Source organism: Methanonatronarchaeum thermophilum (genome assembly GCF_002153915.1).
In the GTDB taxonomy this organism is placed as follows: Archaea; Halobacteriota; Methanonatronarchaeia; order Methanonatronarchaeales; family Methanonatronarchaeaceae; genus Methanonatronarchaeum; species Methanonatronarchaeum thermophilum.
The window spans coordinates 123,673-143,205 of sequence record NZ_MRZU01000003.1; the positions used below are offsets into that span (position 1 = coordinate 123,673).

Annotated in this window: 25 protein-coding genes and 1 tRNA gene; 13 read left to right on the plus strand and 13 right to left on the minus strand. The window is 35.6% G+C overall.

The features are described 5' to 3' along the window. Window positions 1–4 precede the first annotated feature (4 nt). Window positions 5–766, plus strand: coding sequence for a sulfite exporter TauE/SafE family protein (locus tag AMET1_RS01790; protein WP_086636778.1), 762 nt, complete (start codon window positions 5–7; stop codon window positions 764–766). 140 nt (window positions 767–906) lie between these two features. Here the strand turns inward: AMET1_RS01790 and AMET1_RS01795 are convergent. After that, window positions 907–991: transfer RNA gene (locus AMET1_RS01795), tRNA-Leu, on the minus strand. 239 nt (window positions 992–1,230) lie between these two features. Between AMET1_RS01795 and AMET1_RS01800 the strand changes: the two genes are divergently transcribed. The 3 genes from AMET1_RS01800 to AMET1_RS01810 all read left to right on the plus strand — a co-directional run bounded on the left by AMET1_RS01800 (window position 1,231) and on the right by AMET1_RS01810 (window position 3,631). Beyond that, on the plus strand, window positions 1,231–1,524 hold the full coding sequence (locus AMET1_RS01800) for a DUF3243 family protein (protein WP_086636779.1): 294 nt from the start codon (window positions 1,231–1,233) through the stop codon (window positions 1,522–1,524). Between the two features lie 378 nt (window positions 1,525–1,902). After that, window positions 1,903–2,928 (plus strand): SipW-dependent-type signal peptide-containing protein, encoded by a 1,026-nt coding sequence (locus AMET1_RS01805; RefSeq protein WP_086636780.1) that lies wholly within the window; start codon window positions 1,903–1,905, stop codon window positions 2,926–2,928. A gap of 238 nt (window positions 2,929–3,166) precedes the next feature. Further along, window positions 3,167–3,631, plus strand: coding sequence for a type IV pilin N-terminal domain-containing protein (locus AMET1_RS01810; protein ID WP_143406802.1), 465 nt, complete (start codon window positions 3,167–3,169; stop codon window positions 3,629–3,631). Window positions 3,632–3,778: 147 nt separating this feature from the next. Here AMET1_RS01810 and thrH read toward each other — a convergent pair whose 3' ends face one another. The 4 genes from thrH to AMET1_RS01830 form a co-directional block, all read right to left on the minus strand. Beyond that, window positions 3,779–4,381: a bifunctional phosphoserine phosphatase/homoserine phosphotransferase ThrH gene (thrH, locus tag AMET1_RS01815; RefSeq protein ID WP_086636781.1), complete on the minus strand. Its 603-nt coding sequence runs from the start codon at window positions 4,379–4,381 to the stop codon at window positions 3,779–3,781. Between the two features lie 24 nt (window positions 4,382–4,405). Next, entirely contained in the window at window positions 4,406–5,044 is a 639-nt protein-coding gene (locus tag AMET1_RS01820) for a LysE family translocator (protein ID WP_086636782.1), read from the minus strand. A gap of 15 nt (window positions 5,045–5,059) precedes the next feature. Next, complete coding sequence (locus tag AMET1_RS01825) at window positions 5,060–5,311, minus strand: hypothetical protein (protein WP_086636783.1); 252 nt, start codon at window positions 5,309–5,311, stop codon at window positions 5,060–5,062. Between the two features lie 313 nt (window positions 5,312–5,624). Then, the gene (locus AMET1_RS01830) at window positions 5,625–6,575 is read right to left on the minus strand and encodes a CPBP family intramembrane glutamic endopeptidase (RefSeq protein ID WP_086636784.1); all 951 of its coding nucleotides are present in this window, start codon (window positions 6,573–6,575) and stop codon (window positions 5,625–5,627) included. A 218-nt stretch (window positions 6,576–6,793) separates the two neighbouring features. Between AMET1_RS01830 and AMET1_RS01835 the strand changes: the two genes are divergently transcribed. Then, the gene (locus AMET1_RS01835; protein WP_086636785.1) at window positions 6,794–7,603 is read left to right on the plus strand and encodes a F420-dependent methylenetetrahydromethanopterin dehydrogenase; all 810 of its coding nucleotides are present in this window, start codon (window positions 6,794–6,796) and stop codon (window positions 7,601–7,603) included. 91 nt (window positions 7,604–7,694) lie between these two features. Here the strand turns inward: AMET1_RS01835 and AMET1_RS01840 are convergent, their stop codons facing one another. The 3 genes from AMET1_RS01840 to aroA form a co-directional block, all read right to left on the minus strand. Then, the gene (locus AMET1_RS01840; protein ID WP_086636786.1) at window positions 7,695–7,889 is read right to left on the minus strand and encodes a hypothetical protein; all 195 of its coding nucleotides are present in this window, start codon (window positions 7,887–7,889) and stop codon (window positions 7,695–7,697) included. Further along, window positions 7,882–8,928: a bifunctional phosphoglucose/phosphomannose isomerase gene (locus AMET1_RS01845; protein ID WP_086636787.1), complete on the minus strand. Its 1,047-nt coding sequence runs from the start codon at window positions 8,926–8,928 to the stop codon at window positions 7,882–7,884. The genes AMET1_RS01840 and AMET1_RS01845 overlap by 8 nt, the downstream gene beginning before the upstream one ends. A gap of 68 nt (window positions 8,929–8,996) precedes the next feature. Continuing rightward, complete coding sequence (gene aroA, locus AMET1_RS01850; RefSeq protein ID WP_086636788.1) at window positions 8,997–10,292, minus strand: 3-phosphoshikimate 1-carboxyvinyltransferase; 1,296 nt, start codon at window positions 10,290–10,292, stop codon at window positions 8,997–8,999. A gap of 40 nt (window positions 10,293–10,332) precedes the next feature. On the opposite strand from aroA, the gene AMET1_RS01855 reads away from it, so the two are divergent. Continuing rightward, complete coding sequence (locus AMET1_RS01855; RefSeq protein ID WP_086636789.1) at window positions 10,333–10,620, plus strand: winged helix-turn-helix transcriptional regulator; 288 nt, start codon at window positions 10,333–10,335, stop codon at window positions 10,618–10,620. A gap of 27 nt (window positions 10,621–10,647) precedes the next feature. Continuing rightward, a complete protein-coding gene (locus AMET1_RS08080; protein ID WP_269087987.1) occupies window positions 10,648–10,773 on the plus strand; it encodes a hypothetical protein in 126 nt (41 codons plus the stop codon). A 152-nt stretch (window positions 10,774–10,925) separates the two neighbouring features. Here the strand turns inward: AMET1_RS08080 and AMET1_RS01860 are convergent, their stop codons facing one another. After that, window positions 10,926–11,702 (minus strand): 23S rRNA (uridine(2552)-2'-O)-methyltransferase, encoded by a 777-nt coding sequence (locus AMET1_RS01860; RefSeq protein ID WP_201721237.1) that lies wholly within the window; start codon window positions 11,700–11,702, stop codon window positions 10,926–10,928. Between the two features lie 100 nt (window positions 11,703–11,802). Here AMET1_RS01860 and AMET1_RS01865 point away from each other — a divergent pair, with 100 nt between their 5' ends. Continuing rightward, a complete protein-coding gene (locus AMET1_RS01865; RefSeq protein ID WP_086636790.1) occupies window positions 11,803–12,387 on the plus strand; it encodes a hypothetical protein in 585 nt (194 codons plus the stop codon). 66 nt (window positions 12,388–12,453) lie between these two features. On the opposite strand, the gene AMET1_RS07975 is transcribed toward AMET1_RS01865, so the two are convergent. Both AMET1_RS07975 and AMET1_RS01875 read right to left on the minus strand, forming a co-directional pair. Further along, window positions 12,454–13,299, minus strand: a complete 846-nt coding sequence (locus AMET1_RS07975) for a hypothetical protein (RefSeq protein ID WP_201721238.1) — start codon at window positions 13,297–13,299, stop codon at window positions 12,454–12,456. A gap of 2 nt (window positions 13,300–13,301) precedes the next feature. Further along, window positions 13,302–14,255 (minus strand): hypothetical protein, encoded by a 954-nt coding sequence (locus tag AMET1_RS01875; RefSeq protein ID WP_086636791.1) that lies wholly within the window; start codon window positions 14,253–14,255, stop codon window positions 13,302–13,304. A 539-nt stretch (window positions 14,256–14,794) separates the two neighbouring features. On the opposite strand from AMET1_RS01875, the gene AMET1_RS01880 reads away from it, so the two are divergent. From AMET1_RS01880 to AMET1_RS01890, 3 genes are all read left to right on the plus strand, one after another. Beyond that, on the plus strand, window positions 14,795–15,097 hold the full coding sequence (locus tag AMET1_RS01880; RefSeq protein ID WP_086636792.1) for a PRC-barrel domain-containing protein: 303 nt from the start codon (window positions 14,795–14,797) through the stop codon (window positions 15,095–15,097). Window positions 15,098–15,527: 430 nt separating this feature from the next. Next, window positions 15,528–15,806, plus strand: coding sequence for a DNA-binding protein Alba (gene albA / locus AMET1_RS01885; RefSeq protein ID WP_086636793.1), 279 nt, complete (start codon window positions 15,528–15,530; stop codon window positions 15,804–15,806). A 197-nt stretch (window positions 15,807–16,003) separates the two neighbouring features. Further along, window positions 16,004–16,282, plus strand: a complete 279-nt coding sequence (locus tag AMET1_RS01890) for an acylphosphatase (RefSeq protein ID WP_086637362.1) — start codon at window positions 16,004–16,006, stop codon at window positions 16,280–16,282. A 75-nt stretch (window positions 16,283–16,357) separates the two neighbouring features. On the opposite strand, the gene AMET1_RS01895 is transcribed toward AMET1_RS01890, so the two are convergent. Further along, window positions 16,358–17,380 carry a DUF362 domain-containing protein gene (locus tag AMET1_RS01895; RefSeq protein ID WP_086636794.1) on the minus strand — a complete coding sequence of 341 codons (1,023 nt, stop codon included), beginning with the start codon at window positions 17,378–17,380 and terminating at the stop codon, window positions 16,358–16,360. Window positions 17,381–17,517: 137 nt separating this feature from the next. Here AMET1_RS01895 and AMET1_RS01900 point away from each other — a divergent pair, with 137 nt between their 5' ends. Further along, the gene (locus AMET1_RS01900) at window positions 17,518–18,285 is read left to right on the plus strand and encodes a dihydroorotate dehydrogenase electron transfer subunit (RefSeq protein WP_086636795.1); all 768 of its coding nucleotides are present in this window, start codon (window positions 17,518–17,520) and stop codon (window positions 18,283–18,285) included. 225 nt (window positions 18,286–18,510) lie between these two features. Here AMET1_RS01900 and purE read toward each other — a convergent pair whose 3' ends face one another. Continuing rightward, window positions 18,511–18,894, minus strand: coding sequence for a 5-(carboxyamino)imidazole ribonucleotide mutase (gene purE / locus AMET1_RS01905; protein WP_086636796.1), 384 nt, complete (start codon window positions 18,892–18,894; stop codon window positions 18,511–18,513). Window positions 18,895–19,074: 180 nt separating this feature from the next. Between purE and AMET1_RS01910 the strand changes: the two genes are divergently transcribed. Then, complete coding sequence (locus tag AMET1_RS01910; protein WP_086636797.1) at window positions 19,075–19,458, plus strand: prefoldin subunit beta; 384 nt, start codon at window positions 19,075–19,077, stop codon at window positions 19,456–19,458. The last annotated feature ends 75 nt before the right edge of the window (window positions 19,459–19,533 follow it).

Below are 19,533 nucleotides of genomic sequence, written 5' to 3' on the forward strand. Positions count from 1 at the left end.
GATAATGATTTCGATATTAAGTGTACCAATTGTTCTATCAGCCATCGCTTTTTTATTCTCAATGCTAGGGAGAAGTGGAGGAACACTCTACACACCCTTATTTTTCTGGATGGGTTTCGACCTCAAAACCCAAGCTATACCTCTATCTATATTTTTAGGTTTCTTAACAAGTTCAATTGCAATGGCAAACTACAGCTGGAAAAAAATATTAAATTGGCGTATAGCTATTCCTTTAGGCTTAACAATGCTGATTTTTTCGCCTTTAGGAGCTTATTTTCAACTAAACATACCCGAAAAACACATAATCTTCATTCTAGCATGTTTCACAGCACTATCAGTCATACCTCTCCTATTTGAAAAAACAATCAATATCCAAAATAAAAAGTTTAACAAAAAAAACCTGGTTATAGGTCTTTCTGGAGGCGCATCTCTAGGTTTTTTTACAGCAATTATCGGAAGAGGAGGAGGAACCTTCATCGTCCCATTACTATACACCATTGGTGTAAAAATCAAAACAGCAGCCGCAATATCATCCTTCGCAGTAGCATGTTCACAGGGAAGCAGTCTCATAGCATACTTATCCCTCCATGCTGAACCAGAATGGACCTTATGGATAGCCAGCATCTTAGCAGTAATAACTGGCAGCCTAGCAGGCTCGAAATTTATGGTGGAAAGCCTAAGCTCACGCCAAATCAAATGGATATTCATAATAATAAACCTCCTAATAGCCACCACCCTAATAATAAACGACGTAATCCTAGCATAACCTCTCAAATAAAAAAGCAAATTAAAATTTAAAATAAGCATTCAAAACTTCTTTTTACCCTTCAAAACATCTCTAAAAACCCAAAAATAACTATAAAAAACAGAAAAGCAAAACGGAAAAAAACCTTTAATAGAAGATAGTGCGGGGGGCGAGATTCGAACTCGCGAACCCCTACGGGACAGCGCCCTCAACGCTGCGCCTTTGGCCATGCTCGGCAACCCCCGCAACATTAACGTAGACAAGAAAAACCTCTCAGGAACTACAAACCTCCGTTAGATCTACTAAAACACAGAATGTAAAAATCTTGTCCACAAACCTCTTTCCATACTTATTCTCAAATACTTTTATTTGTTTCCCACCACCTAAAAAAAAAACATCAAGACAACAACGAAATCATGTAAATATTAATTGTGTATATTAGATTAGTTAATGTTATATAGTTTATATGTTAAATTATATTCATAATGAAAGGAAAAACTGATGAAGAAAAATGTATTAGTGCAATTGATTATACAGGTGATTGGGATGCCTGGTTAGACAGACTTCATAATGGGATTAAATCAGCAGAAAAATTGGGTATGTCTGAAGAAAGAATCCAAAAAATTGGTAGAAGACTTGCAGATCACCTTTCAAAAAGTATTTGTGCTTCAACACCTGAAGAGCAATTAATGAAAGATCTATGGAATGTTGCATCAGAAGAAGAAAGAAAAACAATGACATCCGTTTTTTTCAAACTTTTAGATAAAAGAGGGTTTTAAAACAACCCTTTTTTTTAAATATAGAATCGAGATTTCTTAGAACATCAAAAAATAACACTAAAAAAATTTATATATTTATTTTAATTTAAACAAAACTTCGATATCTACTATTTTTTTATCCTAATTTTTCCATTTAAAATAATTTAAAATTAAAATTTGAGTTCTAATTTAATTTAGAATCTTTAATCAATGATTTTCGAATTAATCCGATAAGTTGTTATTTATTTTCCGGAAAAAAATTCTGGATATAACTTAACATTAAAGCCTTTCTTAAAAACATTTTGAAAGGAAGTAGAAATTTAACTTTTTTTATTTACCTTATTAAGTTCCATATCTCCTTATTATTAAAAAAATAGACCTCTAGTTAAGTAGATTACAATGATGGTCAAAAAATTCCTATTCAGCTTAATTATAGTTGGGGTAATCTGTTTAGCTTTCACAGGAACCACACATTCAACATTCACTGATACAGAAAACTCCCAAAACATACTAAACGCAGGAACCATAGACATAGCAGCTGGATCGGATCTAGAAAACCTCCAAAACCCACTAAATACAAAAATAACTCAAGAAATACAAAACACTGAAACAATAAACACCACAATCAAAAACATCGGAACAAACAAAGCAGAAATACACCAAACAACACAAATACAAAACGATAACGAAAACAACATAAACTATATTTTAAATATAACAAAATACGACGGCACACAAAAGATAAATCAAATACAAATCGAAAAAAACCTAACACAAACTAACGAAAAAATATACCTAGAAACACTCGAACCAAACCAACACTTAAAAATCACCAATGAATTCACAACTAAAACAGAAACAACAGACCAAAACATAATAGAGATAACATACACAGCAAAACAAACAGATACAGAAAAAACAAACAAATTTTACGACAATCTCAACACAATCACAATAAATCTAGAAAAAACCCCACAACAACCAGAAACACCAACAAAACAAACAAATGAAAACACCAACAACAGAACAAATGACCCAACAAACACCAACCCAAACGACAACAAAACAAACGAAAAAGAACTAAACAACTCAACCAAAACCAATGAAAACAACACAATAGGCAACACAACTAATGGCGATGAATTTAACAACACTACAGCTAACAAGGGATTAGACAATACAACTGCAGATGAGGAGAATAGTCCAGTTTGTAATTCTAATATTCATGAGGAAAACAAAATTACAGCTAACAAGGGATTAGACAATACAACTGCAGATGTGGAAAACCAAACCGATGGGTCTGTTAATACTGGGGAAGATTTTTGTAAGTTAACTTCAGATTGTGGACCGGATTGTGTAGGTGCTAAGGAAAATAAAGGTGTGGAGTCTGAATTCGTAGAATGTGATGGATTGGATTTGGCTTAGGTGTATATATTGCTTAAGTGTATATCCTAAAAATGATAATTGAGATGAAGTCTTTTATGACTTGTATATTGTTTTTGGTGGTAACGAGGTTGAAGATATTTTAGTGTAAATGATTACTAGTTTTTTTATTTTTTTTATTTTTTTGTGTGTTGTTTTGGTTGTTTTTAGGAAAAACCTAAATATGTTTTTTGTTTAATTTATTGTTGGAAGGAGTATTGGATATTTTGGTGGGTTATATTTGATTATTGATGGTATTTTAAGGTTGTTTAAGAGTGAGGAGGGTGTTAGTCCGGTTGTTGGTGAGATATTGATGGTTGCGATTGTTGTTTTGATGGCTGCAATTGTGGCTGCTTTTGTGTTTGGTGTGGTTTCGGTTCCTGAGGCTACTCCTCAGGCTTATATTGCTGTTGATGAAGTTGATTTAGATGAAGAGGGTGTTGAGGTTAAGTTGCTGCATGAGTCTGGTAGTTCTTTAGATGCACAGGATACTTCAATCATAATTACTAATTTGAATGACACCGATATGATGAATTCAACTAGTCTGTCTGATTGGGATGGTGTTGATGTAGAGTGGTCTGTTGGTGAAAGAATTAGTAGTGTGGTTGAGTTTGATGAAGAATTTACAGATGAGGTAGTTGATGAAATTGAAATTCGTGTGGTTCATGAGCCTTCAGGTGGTACTGTAAGCGTATTAACTTCTTAAATTGGGTGATACCTCCCTGGCTTTTAAGAGTTTAAAAAGAGTTTAGGGTTGGTTTTTTTTGGTTTAGAATAAGGTGTGGAGTTGATGAGGGTTTTGTTGGGAAATTCACCCACATATGATTTGTTTATCATATGTGGGTTGGGTGGTTTATAGTTGTTTTTTTATTGCTTGTTTTAGTTCTTGGTAGTTGTGTTTTTTTTCTATGTCGTCTACGTTTTGTTTGACGTCTTTGGATGGTTTGTATAGGTATCCTTTGTTAGCTTCTCTTAGCATCGTTAGGTCGTTGAAGCTGTCTCCTACTGCTATTGTGTTTAGGTTTATTTTGTTGAATGTTTTTATGGCTGTTAGTTTTATATCGATGTTTTTGGGTGGTGTGTATCCATCTAGGTATCCTTGTTCGTCCCATTTTAGTGTTCTGGCGAATACCATTGGTTTATTGAATTCTTCCATTATTGGGTTTATGAATTCGTAGAAAGAGTCTGTTAGTATTGCTACTTGTGCGTTGTTTCTTGCCCATTTAACAAATTCAGGAGCTCCTTCTAGAGGTTCTATAGTTTTTATTACTTTTTTTATGTATTGTAGGTCTATTTTGTTTTCTCTAAGCACTTGATATCTATGTGCCATAAGTTCGTTGTAGTCTTTTATGTCTCTGGTTGTTAGTTCTAGTTCTTCTATTCCGGTTTCTTCTGCGACTTCTTCCCATATCTCTGGGATCAGTATGCTTTCAAGGTCTAGACAGATTATGTTCATATGTATCACGTTTATTTTTTGTTTTTAGATGATTAGGTTTATTGAGCTGTATAAAAAGATTATTCCGAATACTAGAAGTATGATGGCGCTGAGATATCCGATTGTTTTTTGAAATGTTTCACTTTTTTCGGCGCCTATTTGCATTATTGCAGGGAAGGTTGTTATCCAGAGTAGTATTCCTAAGAAGAATCCAACTATTAATAAAATGCTTCCTGTTTGGATGTTTAATCCAACTACGTTTATGTTCCCTGTTTGTAGTATTGTAACTCCTACTGTTAGCCACCAAATTATTTGGTATGGATTTGTTAGTGAAAGAGTAAAGGTTTTATAAAATCCTTTTCCACTTGTTTTATATGTTTTTATGAGGTTTTTGGCTCCTTTATATGCTCCATAGGAGATATAAACCATTATTATCCCTCCAATCGCCATTATTATTGCTTGAAGGGTGTTTGAATTGTATATGATTGTTGTAGCTCCGAATAGAGCTAGTATGAAGAATAGTATGTCTGCAGATAGAGCTCCCAACCCTGATTTAAATCCTGATCTCCATCCATTAAAAACACTTTCTTCTGCTATAACTGCGTTTATAGGTCCTGGTGGAGCTGCTAGTGATAGACCTAACAACATGCCTCCTGTAATCGCTATTAATTGTTCTATTATCATTTTTAGGCTATAACCTCACAGGTTTTCGTTATACTCTATTGCTTCTTCTTTGTTTACAGCGAATATCTCACCTTTGCCTCCACTATGTACTATGAGACTTTGGCAGTTTTCCACTACGTCTGTTGGCCTGTATTCATGGACTCTAGGTTCTTCTGGAAGTATGCCAATAAAAATCCAAGTACAGCATGTTACAGGGTCTTCAAATGGCTTTTCAGTTATTTCACATTCATTTGTTTTACCACAGGTAGGACAGCCTACTTCAATCATGATTTTAGGTATTATTCTACAGTTACTTGATGTTTTCTAGAATTCTCTATTCATAGTTCCGATTAAAAAGACAAACCATTAAACAGATTGGGATTCTAAACTCGTAATTCATAATAAAAATACAAAACAAAATAGAAGGGATTTATATCTAAGCGGGTCTTTAGCAACCCTATAATAAGGTTTTAATGTTTGTTGCGGAGATACCTGTTTTTTTGCTTGAACTCCCTACTGCGACTGTGGTTCTATATCTAGTAGTTATGGAGGTGATTTATAGGTTATTTGAGGAGATGGAACCCCTTTTTAGGGGGTTATGTTAGATGATGTAGATGGCTGTTAATAGGACTGTTAGGTTGTATAGTGTGTGTGCTATTATTGGGCCTATTACGCTTTGTGTTTTTAGGTAGAGGTATCCTATTACTAGTCCCATTATTAATGGGCCTATGATTTGGATTATTACTCCATAGCTTGCGTGTACTAATGCGAATAGTATGGCTGCTGGTACCAGTCCTATTCTTGTTTGTAGGTAGCCTCTGAAGAATATTTCTTCGGCTATTCCTGCTGATAGGGAGATTATTAATGCCATTATTGGGCCTAGTGCTACCATTTCTTCGAATAGGAGGTTTTGTTCTTCTATTCCGAATATTGATAGTGTTTGGGTTAGTAGGAATGCGAGGAGCAGTGTTATTGCTGCGAATATGATTCCAAGTATTATGTTTTTGGTTAGGTTTTCGGTGTGTAGTCCGAGGTATTTTTTGTAGTTTCCGTTGTTTATGAATTTGACCCATAATATTGGGATTAAAACGAATGGTATGAACATTAGTGCTGAGTTTATTATTAGTGATTCCATTGTTAGTTCGAAAAGCTCTGTTATCTCCATTCCGACGATTGTTCTGAGTTCGAATGCTAATATACCGTCTGCTATTGAGTTTCCGAATATGAACCATATTGTTAGTACTAGTAGCATCAGCATGACGCCGTCTATGTATCTAGATAGGTCAAGTTCTGACCATTCTTCTATTTTATCTGTTATTCTGTTTGGCCTTAGTACGAATGAGAAAACGAATATAGCGAATAGTAAAGAGATTATGGCGGATGTTATTGCCATATATGGGAAGGAGTATTCTATATTTGGAAATATCTCTATTTCAAGTAGGTATATTGTTAGAAAGTTGAAGGATAGGTATACGAAAAAAAGGCCTAGTATTATTGTGATAACGTTTAGTGCAAGATTTAGCCATTTAGATTTATCTGCGTTTTGGTTCATTTGTTTTACTCCTAAATTTTTGGTTTGGTTTTTTGAAAAAGGGGTTTTTTTTGTATTGTTTAGATATCTACTTTAGTTATTGGTTTCATTGTGTTTTTTTGGGTTTGATTTAATGATGTGTAGGTTAGATATATTCTTTGTATATGTTGAAGTTTCATGGTTTGATTATTAGGTATTTATTTAGTTAATTGTTTAATTAGTTTGTTTATGGTGTTTTTATGTTGGTTGGAATTGGTAAGTTTGGTTTTATTGGTTCTTCGTTTGTTGACGCTTTGTTTGATGAACGGGCTGATCGTGAAGATGTTGATGTAAGGGTAGTTGGTTCTGGCTCTAAGATGGGTGTTGATGATTGTATGTCGGTTATGAAGTGTTTGTTGGAGTTTGATTTGGATTGTCTTATTTTGGTTTCCCCTAACCCAAGTATGCCGGGTCCTGCTAAGGCTCGTGAACTTGCTGTTGAAAGTGGTTTGCCTTGTATTGTTGTTAGTGATTACTTTGGTGTAGGTAGTAAAGGTGATGTTGAGGACAGTGGTTTAGGCTATATTTATGTTAAAGGTGATCCTTTAATCGGTGCTAGACGTGAGTTTTTGGATTTTGTAGAGATGGCTGATTTTAATTCCAATGTCTTGAAGGTTTTGTCTTTGTGTGGTTCTTTCCGTAAACTTCAGCTTGAGATTGACAGGTTTGTGGGTTCTGATTTGGACGATCCCTACCTACCTCGTTGTGTTATAACTCCTGAGAAAGCGGTTGAGGATGAGTTTTCGAATCCATATGCTGAATCTAAGGCTATTGCGGCTTTGGAAATCGCTAACAGGGTTGCTGAGATCAATCATAAGGTTTGTTTTAAGATCAATGATCGGGAAAGGTATGTTAGGTTGGCCTCTAGTTCTCATGAGATGTTGAAGAAGGCTGCTGTTCTTGCTGAAGAGGCTAGAGAGATTGAAAAGAAAAATGATTCTGTTAGGAGGACTCCACATAAAAAAGATGGTGGGTGTTTGGAGAAGAAGAGATTACATGAAGATATTTAAATCCCATCTATCTTTTTTTGATTTATAGTTCTCTGATTTTTTTTGGTCGTTGTGTTGTTTTTTTGGAACGTTTTTTGGTTTTTGGTGTTTTTTATGTGAGTGTTTTTTCGAATATTTTTGTTGATGTTAGTATTAGTATTAGTGTTATTGCTAGTAGTGTTAATCCGTATATGTCGTATAGTTCCATTATGTTTATTGTTGCTGCGTAGATTACTGCTATGATTATTGAGAATGTTAGTGCGTATAATCCTATTTTTTTGTCTGTTTCTCTGTCTATTTCATCCATTTTTTTGTTCCTCCATTTTTTTTAGTTTGTTTTTTATTTTTGTTATCGGTTTTACTGGTGTGGGGTTTACTTTGTTTAGGGTTGCTAGGTATATGCTTACGTAGTCTCCGATGTATACTCCGCTTAGCATTTTTGTTAGTGGTGTTTTTCCTGGTGCTTTAATTTCATTTATATTTTTTGCGTATTTAAATGTATTTTTTGTTGCGTTTATTAGCTGGGTTGTTTTTTGTGGTTCGTTTTGTTCTCTTATTAGGCATACGGTCATGTTTTTTGTTATTGGATTGCTCCATCCGACAACCTCGTTGTGGTTGAGTTCTGGGTATCTATTGAATATTGAGAATTGTTTTGCGTTTTCGTTGATTTGGCATTTCCATCGGTATGCAACCGGCTCCATTTTTTGGTATCCATATATCACTGGGATTGTGTTTTTTAGGTTTTTTGCTGTTTTTTTGGCTATGTTTTTTTCGATTGGTGTTTCTGGTTGGTTTGTTTTTTTTATTTGTTTTAGTGTTTTGATTGTTTCTTCGATGTCATGTTTTTTTGTTTGGTTGGAGTTTTCTAGGATTTTTAGTAGTGGTATGAATAGGTATGGGAATGCTGCGCGGGGTTGTAGCCCTGTTGGAGGTTGAAATGTCTTTATTTTGTTTTTTTCTGCGATTTTCTGTAGTTTGCCGTTGGATGTTATGCAGGCTATTTTGCATCCTTTTTTTAGGGCTTTTTTTATTGAGCTGAGTGTTTCTTTTGTGTTGCCTGAATAACTTACGGTGAGTAGTAGTGTTTTTTTGTCAACATATTTAGGGAGGTCGTAGTCTCTGTTCACGATGATTGGGGTTGAGATCTTGTTTCTTAATAGTTTCTCTAGCATGTATCCGCCTATTGCGGATCCACCCATCCCGGTTATAACTATGTTTTTAATGTTGGTGAGATCCATTTGTATGTCTGTTTTTTGGTAGGCTTTTAAGCACATCTCTGGATACATTTCGAGTTCTTTTAACATTCCTTCGCTGTCATACCGGTTTATTTGTTCTCTTGATAACATACCTCGTAATGATTTAATAACAAGAGATTTAACTTTTTTGGGAAAAATAGGGTATGGAATACCTTTTTTTATTTTTGTTTTTTTGTTTCTTTATGTTTTTTTATGGTTAATCCAGTTTTTTTGAGTTGTTTGAAGAAGTTTGGATATGATATTTTTATTGATTCAGCTGTATCGATTTGGGTTTTTCCTTCTGCTTTTATTGCAGCTATTGATAGTGCCATTACGATTCTGTGGTCGTCATATCCCTTTAGTTTGTTTCCTTTGAGTTTGGATTGTTTTATTGTTAAGCCATCTTTGTGTTCTTTTATGTCTGCACCCATTTTTTTCAGTTCGCTGGCCATTGCTTTTATTCTATCGGATTCTTTGTATCTGGCGTGCTCTACGTTATGTATACGGGTTTTTCCTTCTGCTTGTGTGGCTATGACTGATAGTATTGGTAGTAGGTCGGGTATGTTTGAGGCATCTATCTCTATTCCTTTTAGTGGTTTTGGTTTTACTGTTATTTTATCGTTTTTACGTGTTACTTTTGCTCCGAACTTCTCGAGTAGTTCAAGTATTTTTTCGTCCCCTTGTTCACTGGGTGGTAGTCCGTTGATTTCTATTTTTTTGTCTGTAATTGCACCTATAGCTAGTATGTTTGCTGCTGAGGAGAAATCGCCTGGTATCGTCATGTCTAGTGGTTGGTATTGTTCATCTCCCTGAACCTTGTAGTTTCTTTTTTCTTTTTCCACATCTATACCTGCTTTCTTCATTACTTCAAGTGTTATATCGATGTATGGTTTGGATCTTATTTTGGTTGTTGCATCTATTTCGCTGTCTTTTTTGGCTAAAGGTACATTTATTAGTATGCTTGAAATGAACTGGCTGGATATATCTCCTCGTATATCTACATATCCTCCAGTTAGTTTTCCATTGATAATTAAAGGAGCTGTTCCATCTAGTTTAGAGCTTTTAATTCTAGCTCCCAATTTGTTGTATGCATCGATTAATGGTTTATTTGGCCTTGACCTGAGTGAACTGTCTCCAGTTAACACAGAGTATCCTTTTTCAAGGTGTGTGGAAACACCTGATATAAATCGGAGGGAGGTTCCGGAGTTTTTAAGGTCGATTACGTCTTCAGGGATTTTTGGAGAACCATTAAATCCATCAACAACCAACCTATCTTCCTGGAATTCAATTTTAGCTCCAAACGCTTCACATCCACTTACAGTAGCTAAAGTATCTTCAGATAACAATGGATTCTTAATAATTGATTTACCTCTAGCAAGAGCGGCTATTGTAATAGCTCGGTGCGTATAGCTTTTAGAAGGAGGAGCAACTAAAGTCCTAGGGGTTATATCCCCACCATCAATTTCCACTTTCATTAAAAACCTATTAATCCTAAAAAATAAAGTAAATACTGCAATGTTGACTGAGAACATAGAGAAAGAGGTCAAACTACTTCATAGACACATTAAAGTACTTAACGTCGCCTACAAAAAAGGTCCAATTGGCATGGGGCAATTATCGGAGATAACAGGGATCCCAAAACACAAAGTAAGATATTCACTAAGAGTCCTTGAAAGAGAAGGATATATAGAGCCATCCACAGAAGGAGCAAAAGTACACAACATGGATAAATTCCAAAAAAAATACAAAAAAGACTTAAACAACTGCATAAACGAACTCGAAAAAATAAGAACACTCATTTAAACAAAAACCAAACATATAAATAGAAAAATGAAATGTAAAAAATGCGGTAAAAAACTTGAAACCGACATTAAAAAGAAAGAGATACGTTGTTCCTGCGGGTATGTAGAAAAAATAGAAGGAAAAGACGATAGATGCCTATACAAAGTATGGTGACCCGGAAACAACCACAAACAAACCTAAATTACAAACAAACAATAAAACTTACTCAACAACCCAATTAAATCAACCGAATATTGTGTTTTAGCTTCAATTTTATGTTTTCAAGAGCTATAGGTAAAAGCCAGTTATGGTTAGGTGTATTGGGTTTATTCTATTTTTTTGGATTTAGCATATCTGTCTGTTACTTCTGTTATTTCTATTTTTACGAAATCACCGACCGTAGTGTTTGGGACAAAAATGACAAAATCCTTAATTTTGGCGATTCCATCTCCTTGATGTCCTTGATCTAAAACTTCAACTTTAGCTATATCTCCTTTTTCTACAGGGACTGAAATATAATTTTTTGCAATTACGTATATCTCTGCGCTTTGTTCTCTTGAAGCATCTGGTGAATGTCCTTTTACAAAACCAAAATCTCCATCAACTTTTTTATAAAAATCATCGTACATATCTCCTTGGAAAACTTTTACTACGAAACTGCCTTTAGGTTTCAATATTTTTCTAGCAAAATCTAAAGCATTAGTTGCGAGTTCTATCGACCTACTGTGATCTATACTCCAATTACCAGACAAATCCGGTGAAGCATCGCACAAAACCACGTCAGCATCACCCACCATATCGTGAACAGACTCTAAAGTAGAATCTTCACGTATATCGCCTACAACCGTTTCAACACCATCTATCTCTTTAATACGATTTAAATCAACGCCAACAACAACACCATCAACAGAAAGTTCCTTTGCAACCTGTAGCCAACCACCTGGAGCAGCTCCAAGGTCAACAACACTATCTCCCTTCTGAATCAAATCAAAACGCTCATCTATCTGCTTAAGCTTATAAGCACTTCGAGCCCTATATCCCTCTCTCTTAGCCTTCCTCCAATAACGATCCCTATCCTTCATAAAAATACAAACAACAATCATACCTCCAAAAAAGAGTAACTTTCGATACAACCAACCCAAACAAAACCAAGGTTTTTTTATAGCGCAATGAACTTAACAACTAAAAAATAATTGTATCTTTATGCGACGTTATATTCTATACTCCAATACTGGAAGAACAGATGGAGATTTCAATATAAACGACCTACCTGGAGACGGTGGTAGGATGGATTTAATAGCTAGATCGGTAATCTCCAGTCTATGGATATCAGGAGAGGTTAGAAGTGATGTTGAAGTTACTGTTTGTCTAAATGGACCACCAAACCCCCCTATATCACTAAAATTCAATGGAAATAATATACAGGGACTCAGGCCGAACGAAAGAAGCATAGGACATTGGATTAAAAAAACATTAAACTACAGCGATACCTTGGTTGGCTGTGAATGGAGTAATCCAACAAACTCCAACATACAGATAAGTAAAAAAGACATAAGCGAACTGATACCAGACAACCAAGAGATATACCTAATGGACAAAAATGGCGAGAAAATAAAAAACGTAAACATAAAAAACCCCGTATTCATAGTAGGAGATCACAAAGGAATACCTAAAAAAACTAAAGACCAACTAAAAAATAAATCCAAAAAAATTTCTATAGGACCAAGAGAGTACTTTGCATCACAAACAATAACAATAATAAACAACCAGATAGACAAAAAAATCTAACAAAAAACTTAACCAAGTGATAAAATTAAAGAAGTGGCCATATAAGGCCACTAAAACAACCTAATGTCAATCAACGCTTAAATCCCACTCCTCTATATCTCCGCTCTCGTCTTTCTTATCATCATCTTTCTTTTTATCGTCTTTCTTACCACCTGAAATAATCTCCTCTAAGAAATCATCTTCAGACTCCTCTAATTCATCTTCAATTTCATTGGAACCTGCTAAATCACCAGAAGGTTCTTCTGTTTTTTTAGGTTGGTTAAAAAAATCTTCAGGCTCTTTATCCGGTTCTTCCAAATCAATGGCTTCACCAGATGTATGGGGCTCTGTTTTCTGTGGCTTAGTTTCTTGTTGAGGTTGTGCAGTTTCTTTTTTTGGTTGTTCTATTCCTATTGTGATTTCTAGTGCTTTTTGTGTCATTTTTTGGTATTTTTCTGTGTTTGTGTTGTAGTGTTGTTTTGTTTTTTGGTCGATGTTTTGGAGTCTTTTTAGTGTTTGTTTTGCTGTTTTTACTATCCATCGGTCTCTGTCGATTTCTTTGCAGTAGTTTATGCTTTCTGGTCGTATTGAGGTTATTACGGTTTCTTCGTCTGGCCGATATACGTTTGTTTTGCCGTATATTGTTACGAATGATGGGGTTTCTGCTTCTGCTAGGAATCTTGCTGCTTCTGGTTGGTATTCTCCTGCGAATACCAGGAATTGGCCTGTGGGGTCTGATATTCTGGCTCTATAGCTTTCGTCGTCTCCCATTTTTTCGATTTCTGTTATTACTCCTGATACGTATAGTCTGTTGCATTTTGCTCCGGTTGGTGTGATTACGTAGGATGGTGCGTATTCTGTGTTTCCGTCTCTGACGACTAGGTTTGAATCTGCGTATTCTTTTGCGAATACTCGTTTTGCTACTTCTCTCATTTTTAGGCCTCCTTGATTTGTTGTAGTATTTGTTTTGCTTTTTCTTCAGGGTCCCAGGATACTTCTTTGTAGTCCATTACAAGGAAGTTGTTTCCTATTGCTCTTCCGACTGTTACTATTGATTTTCCAACGACTTTTTTAACTTCTTCGTATACTACGGTTTTGTCCATTTCTTCTCTGGCCATTTCCATTGCTTCGTCTAGGGTTATACCGACCATGGTTTCTACTATCTCTTTCGGCATTGTTGCTTGAATTGCACCTACTCCATCGTCTAGTACGGCTTTTATTCTTAAGTCGGGTATTGTGTCAACCTTTCCGTGTTCTTGACATTCACTTGCCATTGTTACTCGATTGCACTCTGGACATCTCATTATTAGCCCGCTTCTTTCCATAACTTCAACTATCTCGGCTTCTACTTCTGCAGTGTAAACTCTGTCGACATTGTCTAGATCTACTTTTATTGGTTTTTTTAGTTGTTCAGCAGTTGGTAGGTCTGATTCACTTGGCTCCCGGATTTCTGCATAATCCCCTATCTGCAGTTCTGGACGGTTTCGATATTCTTTTACGTATGCGTTTTTAATCTCTACAACACTGTTTTCTTCAAAAGGGAAGTCTCTCCATGCAGTGAAATCTATTGATCCTGATTTATCAGCTATTGTACCAGATCGTATTGAACGAGGTTCGCTATCAACCTCTATTTCACGGTCAACAACCCGGAGAATTCTACCGGTAATCTCTACTCCACTATCACCTGAGTTCAGTTCCGATATGTTTTTTTGTCCAACTGTTTTACGCGTTGTACCTGTATGTTTTCTAAGAATAGTTGACACTGCTTGGTCTTTAGGCACTTTGTATTTCAAAATTAGGTCTTCAACTTCTTCTCTTATCTCTGATTCATCGAAATCACTAATGGAGCCCTTAAGCTCCTCTAATGCTTCTTCTACTTTGTTATTCATATATAGGCCCCCTCCTTGGGTTTGGAGGCTTTTCTATCTAAACAAAAATTAACCGTCATATTAAATAAAGGTATGTGTTAACCTAACCGAAAGTGAAAAAAAGTATAGCATAATCAATTCCTCACCTATCAATAATTGTTAGGTATATCTGGTTTTAAACTACATGGTCTGATTTTGTTTGAAAATTCCAAAATTTGTTTTTATTGGTATTGGTAGGTATGGAGGTAGTCTAAATTCTTTTGTTTTTTTTGTAGGTTTACATCTTTTTTTGGGTTGGTATTCCTTAAGGTAACAGTAAACATTAATAAAACAAAATAGCATAGTAGTGTGTAATGGGTTTAAACCAGTAATCGATGTTTGATTTCATATCCAAATTCAACCCATAATTTGGGTGTTATTGAATCAAGTGTATAGTGACATCGGTTTTGAACGGTTCAGGGAAACGGATGTTGAATTACTATAGCTTTATATAACAATTGTTTATAAACCATAAACTGGTTTCAAGAAATCTTATATATAATATTTGAGTGGTGGAATTAATGGAATTAGAACTAACTAATTTACTAAACGTTGATGTGTACACAAGAGATGGTATGTTCGTAGGAACTACTGAGGATGCAATCCTCAATATCGAAGATAGTAAGGTCGAGAAACTTTCAGTAGGGAATCTAAACTCATATTTTGAGGAACAGCTTGACGGTGCAAATGGTATACTATTGCCATACCGATGGGTACTTGCTTCAAATGATGTTATGATTGTTAAACCAATACCAACAAAAAAGAAAGAGGAAGAAGAGGAAGAAACCGAGGAAAAAAAGAAGGATAAAAATCTGTTCCAATAACTCCCTACAACAGGGAGTTCCCCTGGAATTTTATAATTCCACCAAAAAAACAAAAAAACAATACTTTACAATATAACAGAACAAAGCCATACACATAATGATTAAAATTTGGTTTTGAATCCTAGTTGCGTAAGACATCTATGTTGGTTTTGAAAAAAACTGTTGGTTGTGCGAAAAGCTTAAGTGATTCATAGATTAATTAGATTGATACAGCGATAATTCCCACGATTAAAGTCGTGGTTCGCGTTAATGATTAATCGACGTCCATTCTTGGATGTTGATTTCCTGGACAGTTCTTTAATTGTCCAGCGTTGGCCGCACTGACTCGGCCCAAAGCCTCCGGCAATGTCCGGAGAACTCCCACCTAAATAAACAGGCTGTTTTCAGCCAGGGTGTGGGAGAAGTCAGAAAAACCAATTGAGGTCGCAAAATGTCAGAAGATAACGTCGTATATGTAGGAAACAAAGAAGTAATGAGCTACGTGCTCGCAGTAACAACCCAATTTAACGAAGGATCCGATGAAGTAGTCATCAAAGCCAGAGGTAGAGCCATTTCAACAGCCGTTGACACAGCAGAAGTTGTCAGAAACAGGTTCCTCGAAGATGTTGAGGTTGAAGATATAAAAATCTCTACAGAAACACTTGAAAACAAAGAAGGCGGAGAATCAAACGTCTCTTCAATGGAGATTTACCTAAAGAGAGGAAACTAACGTTTTTTCTCTCTTAAAAACCCCATTTTCTTATTTTTGTTTATAAACCTATTTATTCCTATCGAATTTTTAGAGTGAGTTATAAAAGATTTTTAATTAATCTGTTTATTATAGAAAGCCACTAACGTTTTTTGTGTTTTTATTTATTTGTGTTTTGGATTAAATCTTTTAGGTTTGAGGTTTAATTGTTGATTAGTATGTCTAAGAAGAGGGTTCATGTTTTTGTTGAAGGGAAGGTTCAAGGTGTATTTTTTAGGGCAACTACGAGAGATAATGCTGTTGAAAAGGGTGTTGGTGGTTGGGTGAAAAACCTGCCTGATGGTAGGGTTGAAGCCGTTTTTGAAGGAGATGATGATATGGTGGATGAAATGATTGATTTTTGTTGGGAAGGGCCTGAAAGAGCTGAAGTAACCAATGTTGAAGTGAGGTCTGAACAATATAAAAATGAGTTCGGTGATTTTAAAGTAAAGTATTGATGAACGATAGGTCTTATTTATCTTAAATTTCTGAAAGTTATTGGAGGTGGTTTATGTGTGTAGGTTTTTTTGTTTTTAGTGGTTGATTTCTATTAGTTCGTATTTTTTTTCTCCTAATCCGATTTTTTCTGCGTAGTTTGTTTGGTGTTCGGGGTTTATGTTTTCTGGTATGAATTTTTTTCCTGTTAGGTCGATGCTTGCTTGGTCTATTGATACGATGTCGTTTGATGCTAGTATTCCGATGTCTTGTATGATTGGTTTTTGTGGTTTGTTTACGCAGTCGCATAGTTCGGTTATGTTAAGGAGTACGTTTATGTGGTAGGTTTTTTTGTTTTTTAATGCTGCGTAGGCGTATTCCACTATTTTTTCTTGTAGGTCTTTTGATGTTGAGTTGCTCCATGGGATTTTTACTGCTCCTTTTGGGCACCAACCTACGCAGCTTCCACAGCCTATGCAGGTTTGTTGGTTGATTTCTGCTTTATTATTTACTTGTATTGCATTTTCTGGGCAGATATCATTGCATTTTTTACATCCTGTGCAGGTTTCTTTGTCTACTTCTAGTTCGAATGCGTTGTGCATTTCTAGTTTTCCTGGTTTACTACCTAGGCCCATGCCTATGTTTTTTAGGTTCCCACCGACTCCTGTTGCATCGTGCCCAGTATAATGTGCAATTGATATTACTCCATTGTAGTTTTCGAGTTTTTTCCCGATTCTTGCTTTTTCGAAGTGTTTTAAGTTTATGTCGATTTCAGTTTCGTCTTTTCCGTCTTCACCATCTGCTATTATGATTGGTGCAAAATTGAATCCATTTTTTTTAGCTGTTTTTTTATGTGATTCACCGAAAGAACGATCGCTTTTATATAGTACGTTGCAGTCCATTAGAACTGCTTTCTTGACGTGATTGTTTATTCTGTTGTAAAGTGATTTAACCAACTCTGGGTTTAGGTGTGTATCACTTTCTTCTTCACCGAAATGGAGTTTCAAAGCTATTTTGTCGTTATGGTTGAATTTTTGTTTGATTTTTGATGCTATGTCGTCTAAGATGGATTCATACTCTATTTTTTCTTTGTTTTTACGGTAAAGGTAGACTTTGGACATTTTTCAAACCACTCTAAACTTAACTCAATTTCGATGGATATTGAATTTTTGTGTAAAAATGAAAATAAAAATAAATAAACTTGATTTCTGTTTAAGATAGAAATAGTATTAGATATAATAGATTGGTGTGATTCAAGATGGATAGGCCAGTTGTTTTCGAAATAGATGATATTGTTGATGAGACCCCGAATATAAAAACTTTTATTTTGGATGGTAGTATTGATTGTGAGGTTGGTCAGTATTTTATGGTTTGGATTCCTGGTTCAGATGAAATTCCTATTTCTCCCTCAATTATCGATCCGACTGGTTTAACCGTTCAGAAGGTTGGCCCTGCTACTGAAGACATGTTTGGTCTTGATGTTGGTGATCAGGTTGGGATTAGAGGGCCATATGGTAATACCTTTAGTTTAAAGGGTGATCGGGTTCTGATCGTGTCTGGTGGTTGTGGTGGTGCTCCCTTGCTTCCATTGGCTAGAGAGCTTAAAAAGATGGGTAAGGAGTTGACTATCGCAGTTGGCGGTAGAACTAAAGATGAATTGTTGTTTAGAGATAAGTTTAAAGAGTTAGGCGACCTTGTTGTTGCTACAGAAGATGGTTCTGAAGGATGTAGTGGATATATAACTGAACCTATAATGGATTTGTTAGATGATTTTGACGCTGTTTATTCTTGTGGCCCAGAACCTATGCTTAAAAAAATTGTTGAAAACACCCCTGATGATGTTTTTATTGAGGTTAGTCTTCAGAGGTATGTGAAGTGTGGTGTCGGTGTCTGCGGTTCTTGTTGTATGGATCCAGATGGTACACGCCTATGTGTAGAAGGTCCAGTTTTTAATAAAAAAGAGCTTTTAGGAACAGAGTTTGGTGAGTATAGAAGAGACGGCTCTGGCAAAAAAATAAAATTCTAATACTTTATTTTAAAAAAATTAATATATCCTATTAAGCTGAAGGGTAGTGTGTTTAGGTGTTTTTGGGGTTTAAAACCACCAAATTAGGTAGAGAAGGAGGGGTAGGATGGGTTTGTGGAATCACTGGGGATTTGATTGTTTGATTTGGGTGCAGTATACTACTTGTCTTCTCTTAGTTTTTTTTGTGTTTTTTTGGTTTTGTGGTTTGTGTTTTTGTGGTTTATTTTAGGTTTTTAGTATTTGTTGGGCTAGTATGGCTGCGTTGTCTGCTCGGTCTATTCCGACGCATGCGACTGGGACTCCTTTTGGCATTTGTACTATGCTTAATAAAGCGTCTAATCCATCTAGTTTTGCGTTTACTGGTACTCCTATAACTGGTTTATCTGTGTGGGATGCTATTACTCCTGGTAGGGCTGCGGCTAGACCTGCTATTGCGATGTAGACTTTAGCGTCTGACTGTTTGATGTATTTTTCTAGTTTTTCGGGGTTTCTATGGGCTGATATAACTTCAACTTCATATTCAATTTCTTTTTGGTCAAGTATATCGAAAGCTTTTTCAGCCACGGGCATATCGGATTCTGATCCCATTATAATTGCTATTTCAACCATTTTATTCTCCGTTTTTTCTTTTGTTTTGATTTAACATAGTTTTTGAGCCATGTAGTATGTAAATTTTTTTGTTATTGTTTTGATTTGGTTTTGGTTGGTGTTGATTTGTTTTGTGTGGTTTTCCCAAAGATATAAACAATAAAAGGATGTAGTTTGTTGTAGTTATATGGTGAATTATTTATGAGTACTGGACAACTACCCCCGGAAGTACAGCAAAAATTGCAGAAAGGTCAACAGCTTCAGCAGAAAGCAGAGAACATTGCTAATCAGAAAAATCAGAGCAGTATGAGGCAAAATCAACTTGAGAATGCTATTGAAGAGCTTAAGAATGCTGATGAGGATTCCACTGTTTATCGGACTTATGGTGACGTTATTATTGAGAAAGAAAGTTCTGAAAAGCTTATTGAAGAGCTTGAAGAAGAAGTAGAAGATCTTGAAGTTAGGGTTGAAACATTAGAGAAACAGCAAGAAAAAGTTCAAGAGAAACTACAAGAACTTCAGAAAGAACTTCAAGCTGAGATTGAAGGTATGAGAGGCGGAGGCCTTCCTGGAGAAGCAGGATAAAAAAAATAGTTTTTAGAGATTTTTTTGTTAGGTCTATAGCGGGTTTTGATTATGGTTTGGGTCTGTCTTTTGGCA

What these genes read in the sequence shown, in the direction of transcription:
- AMET1_RS01790 (WP_086636778.1), top strand. Translation starts at nt 5, where the DNA reads ATGATTTCGATATTAAGTGTACCAATTGTTCTATCAGCCATCGCTTTT.
- AMET1_RS01800 (WP_086636779.1), top strand. Translation starts at nt 1,231, where the DNA reads ATGAAAGGAAAAACTGATGAAGAAAAATGTATTAGTGCAATTGATTAT.
- AMET1_RS01805 (WP_086636780.1), top strand. Translation starts at nt 1,903, where the DNA reads ATGATGGTCAAAAAATTCCTATTCAGCTTAATTATAGTTGGGGTAATC.
- thrH (WP_086636781.1), bottom strand. Translation starts at nt 4,381, where the DNA reads ATGAACATAATCTGTCTAGACCTTGAAAGCATACTGATCCCAGAGATA.
- AMET1_RS01820 (WP_086636782.1), bottom strand. Translation starts at nt 5,044, where the DNA reads ATGATAATAGAACAATTAATAGCGATTACAGGAGGCATGTTGTTAGGT.
- AMET1_RS01825 (WP_086636783.1), bottom strand. Translation starts at nt 5,311, where the DNA reads ATGATTGAAGTAGGCTGTCCTACCTGTGGTAAAACAAATGAATGTGAA.
- AMET1_RS01830 (WP_086636784.1), bottom strand. Translation starts at nt 6,575, where the DNA reads ATGAACCAAAACGCAGATAAATCTAAATGGCTAAATCTTGCACTAAAC.
- AMET1_RS01835 (WP_086636785.1), top strand. Translation starts at nt 6,794, where the DNA reads ATGTTGGTTGGAATTGGTAAGTTTGGTTTTATTGGTTCTTCGTTTGTT.
- AMET1_RS01840 (WP_086636786.1), bottom strand. Translation starts at nt 7,889, where the DNA reads ATGGATGAAATAGACAGAGAAACAGACAAAAAAATAGGATTATACGCA.
- AMET1_RS01845 (WP_086636787.1), bottom strand. Translation starts at nt 8,928, where the DNA reads ATGTTATCAAGAGAACAAATAAACCGGTATGACAGCGAAGGAATGTTA.
- aroA (WP_086636788.1), bottom strand. Translation starts at nt 10,292, where the DNA reads ATGAAAGTGGAAATTGATGGTGGGGATATAACCCCTAGGACTTTAGTT.
- AMET1_RS01855 (WP_086636789.1), top strand. Translation starts at nt 10,333, where the DNA reads ATGTTGACTGAGAACATAGAGAAAGAGGTCAAACTACTTCATAGACAC.
- AMET1_RS08080 (WP_269087987.1), top strand. Translation starts at nt 10,648, where the DNA reads ATGAAATGTAAAAAATGCGGTAAAAAACTTGAAACCGACATTAAAAAG.
- AMET1_RS01860 (WP_201721237.1), bottom strand. Translation starts at nt 11,702, where the DNA reads ATGATTGTTGTTTGTATTTTTATGAAGGATAGGGATCGTTATTGGAGG.
- AMET1_RS01865 (WP_086636790.1), top strand. Translation starts at nt 11,803, where the DNA reads ATGCGACGTTATATTCTATACTCCAATACTGGAAGAACAGATGGAGAT.
- AMET1_RS07975 (WP_201721238.1), bottom strand. Translation starts at nt 13,299, where the DNA reads ATGAGAGAAGTAGCAAAACGAGTATTCGCAAAAGAATACGCAGATTCA.
- AMET1_RS01875 (WP_086636791.1), bottom strand. Translation starts at nt 14,255, where the DNA reads ATGAATAACAAAGTAGAAGAAGCATTAGAGGAGCTTAAGGGCTCCATT.
- AMET1_RS01880 (WP_086636792.1), top strand. Translation starts at nt 14,795, where the DNA reads ATGGAATTAGAACTAACTAATTTACTAAACGTTGATGTGTACACAAGA.
- albA (WP_086636793.1), top strand. Translation starts at nt 15,528, where the DNA reads ATGTCAGAAGATAACGTCGTATATGTAGGAAACAAAGAAGTAATGAGC.
- AMET1_RS01890 (WP_086637362.1), top strand. Translation starts at nt 16,004, where the DNA reads ATGTCTAAGAAGAGGGTTCATGTTTTTGTTGAAGGGAAGGTTCAAGGT.
- AMET1_RS01895 (WP_086636794.1), bottom strand. Translation starts at nt 17,380, where the DNA reads ATGTCCAAAGTCTACCTTTACCGTAAAAACAAAGAAAAAATAGAGTAT.
- AMET1_RS01900 (WP_086636795.1), top strand. Translation starts at nt 17,518, where the DNA reads ATGGATAGGCCAGTTGTTTTCGAAATAGATGATATTGTTGATGAGACC.
- purE (WP_086636796.1), bottom strand. Translation starts at nt 18,894, where the DNA reads ATGGTTGAAATAGCAATTATAATGGGATCAGAATCCGATATGCCCGTG.
- AMET1_RS01910 (WP_086636797.1), top strand. Translation starts at nt 19,075, where the DNA reads ATGAGTACTGGACAACTACCCCCGGAAGTACAGCAAAAATTGCAGAAA.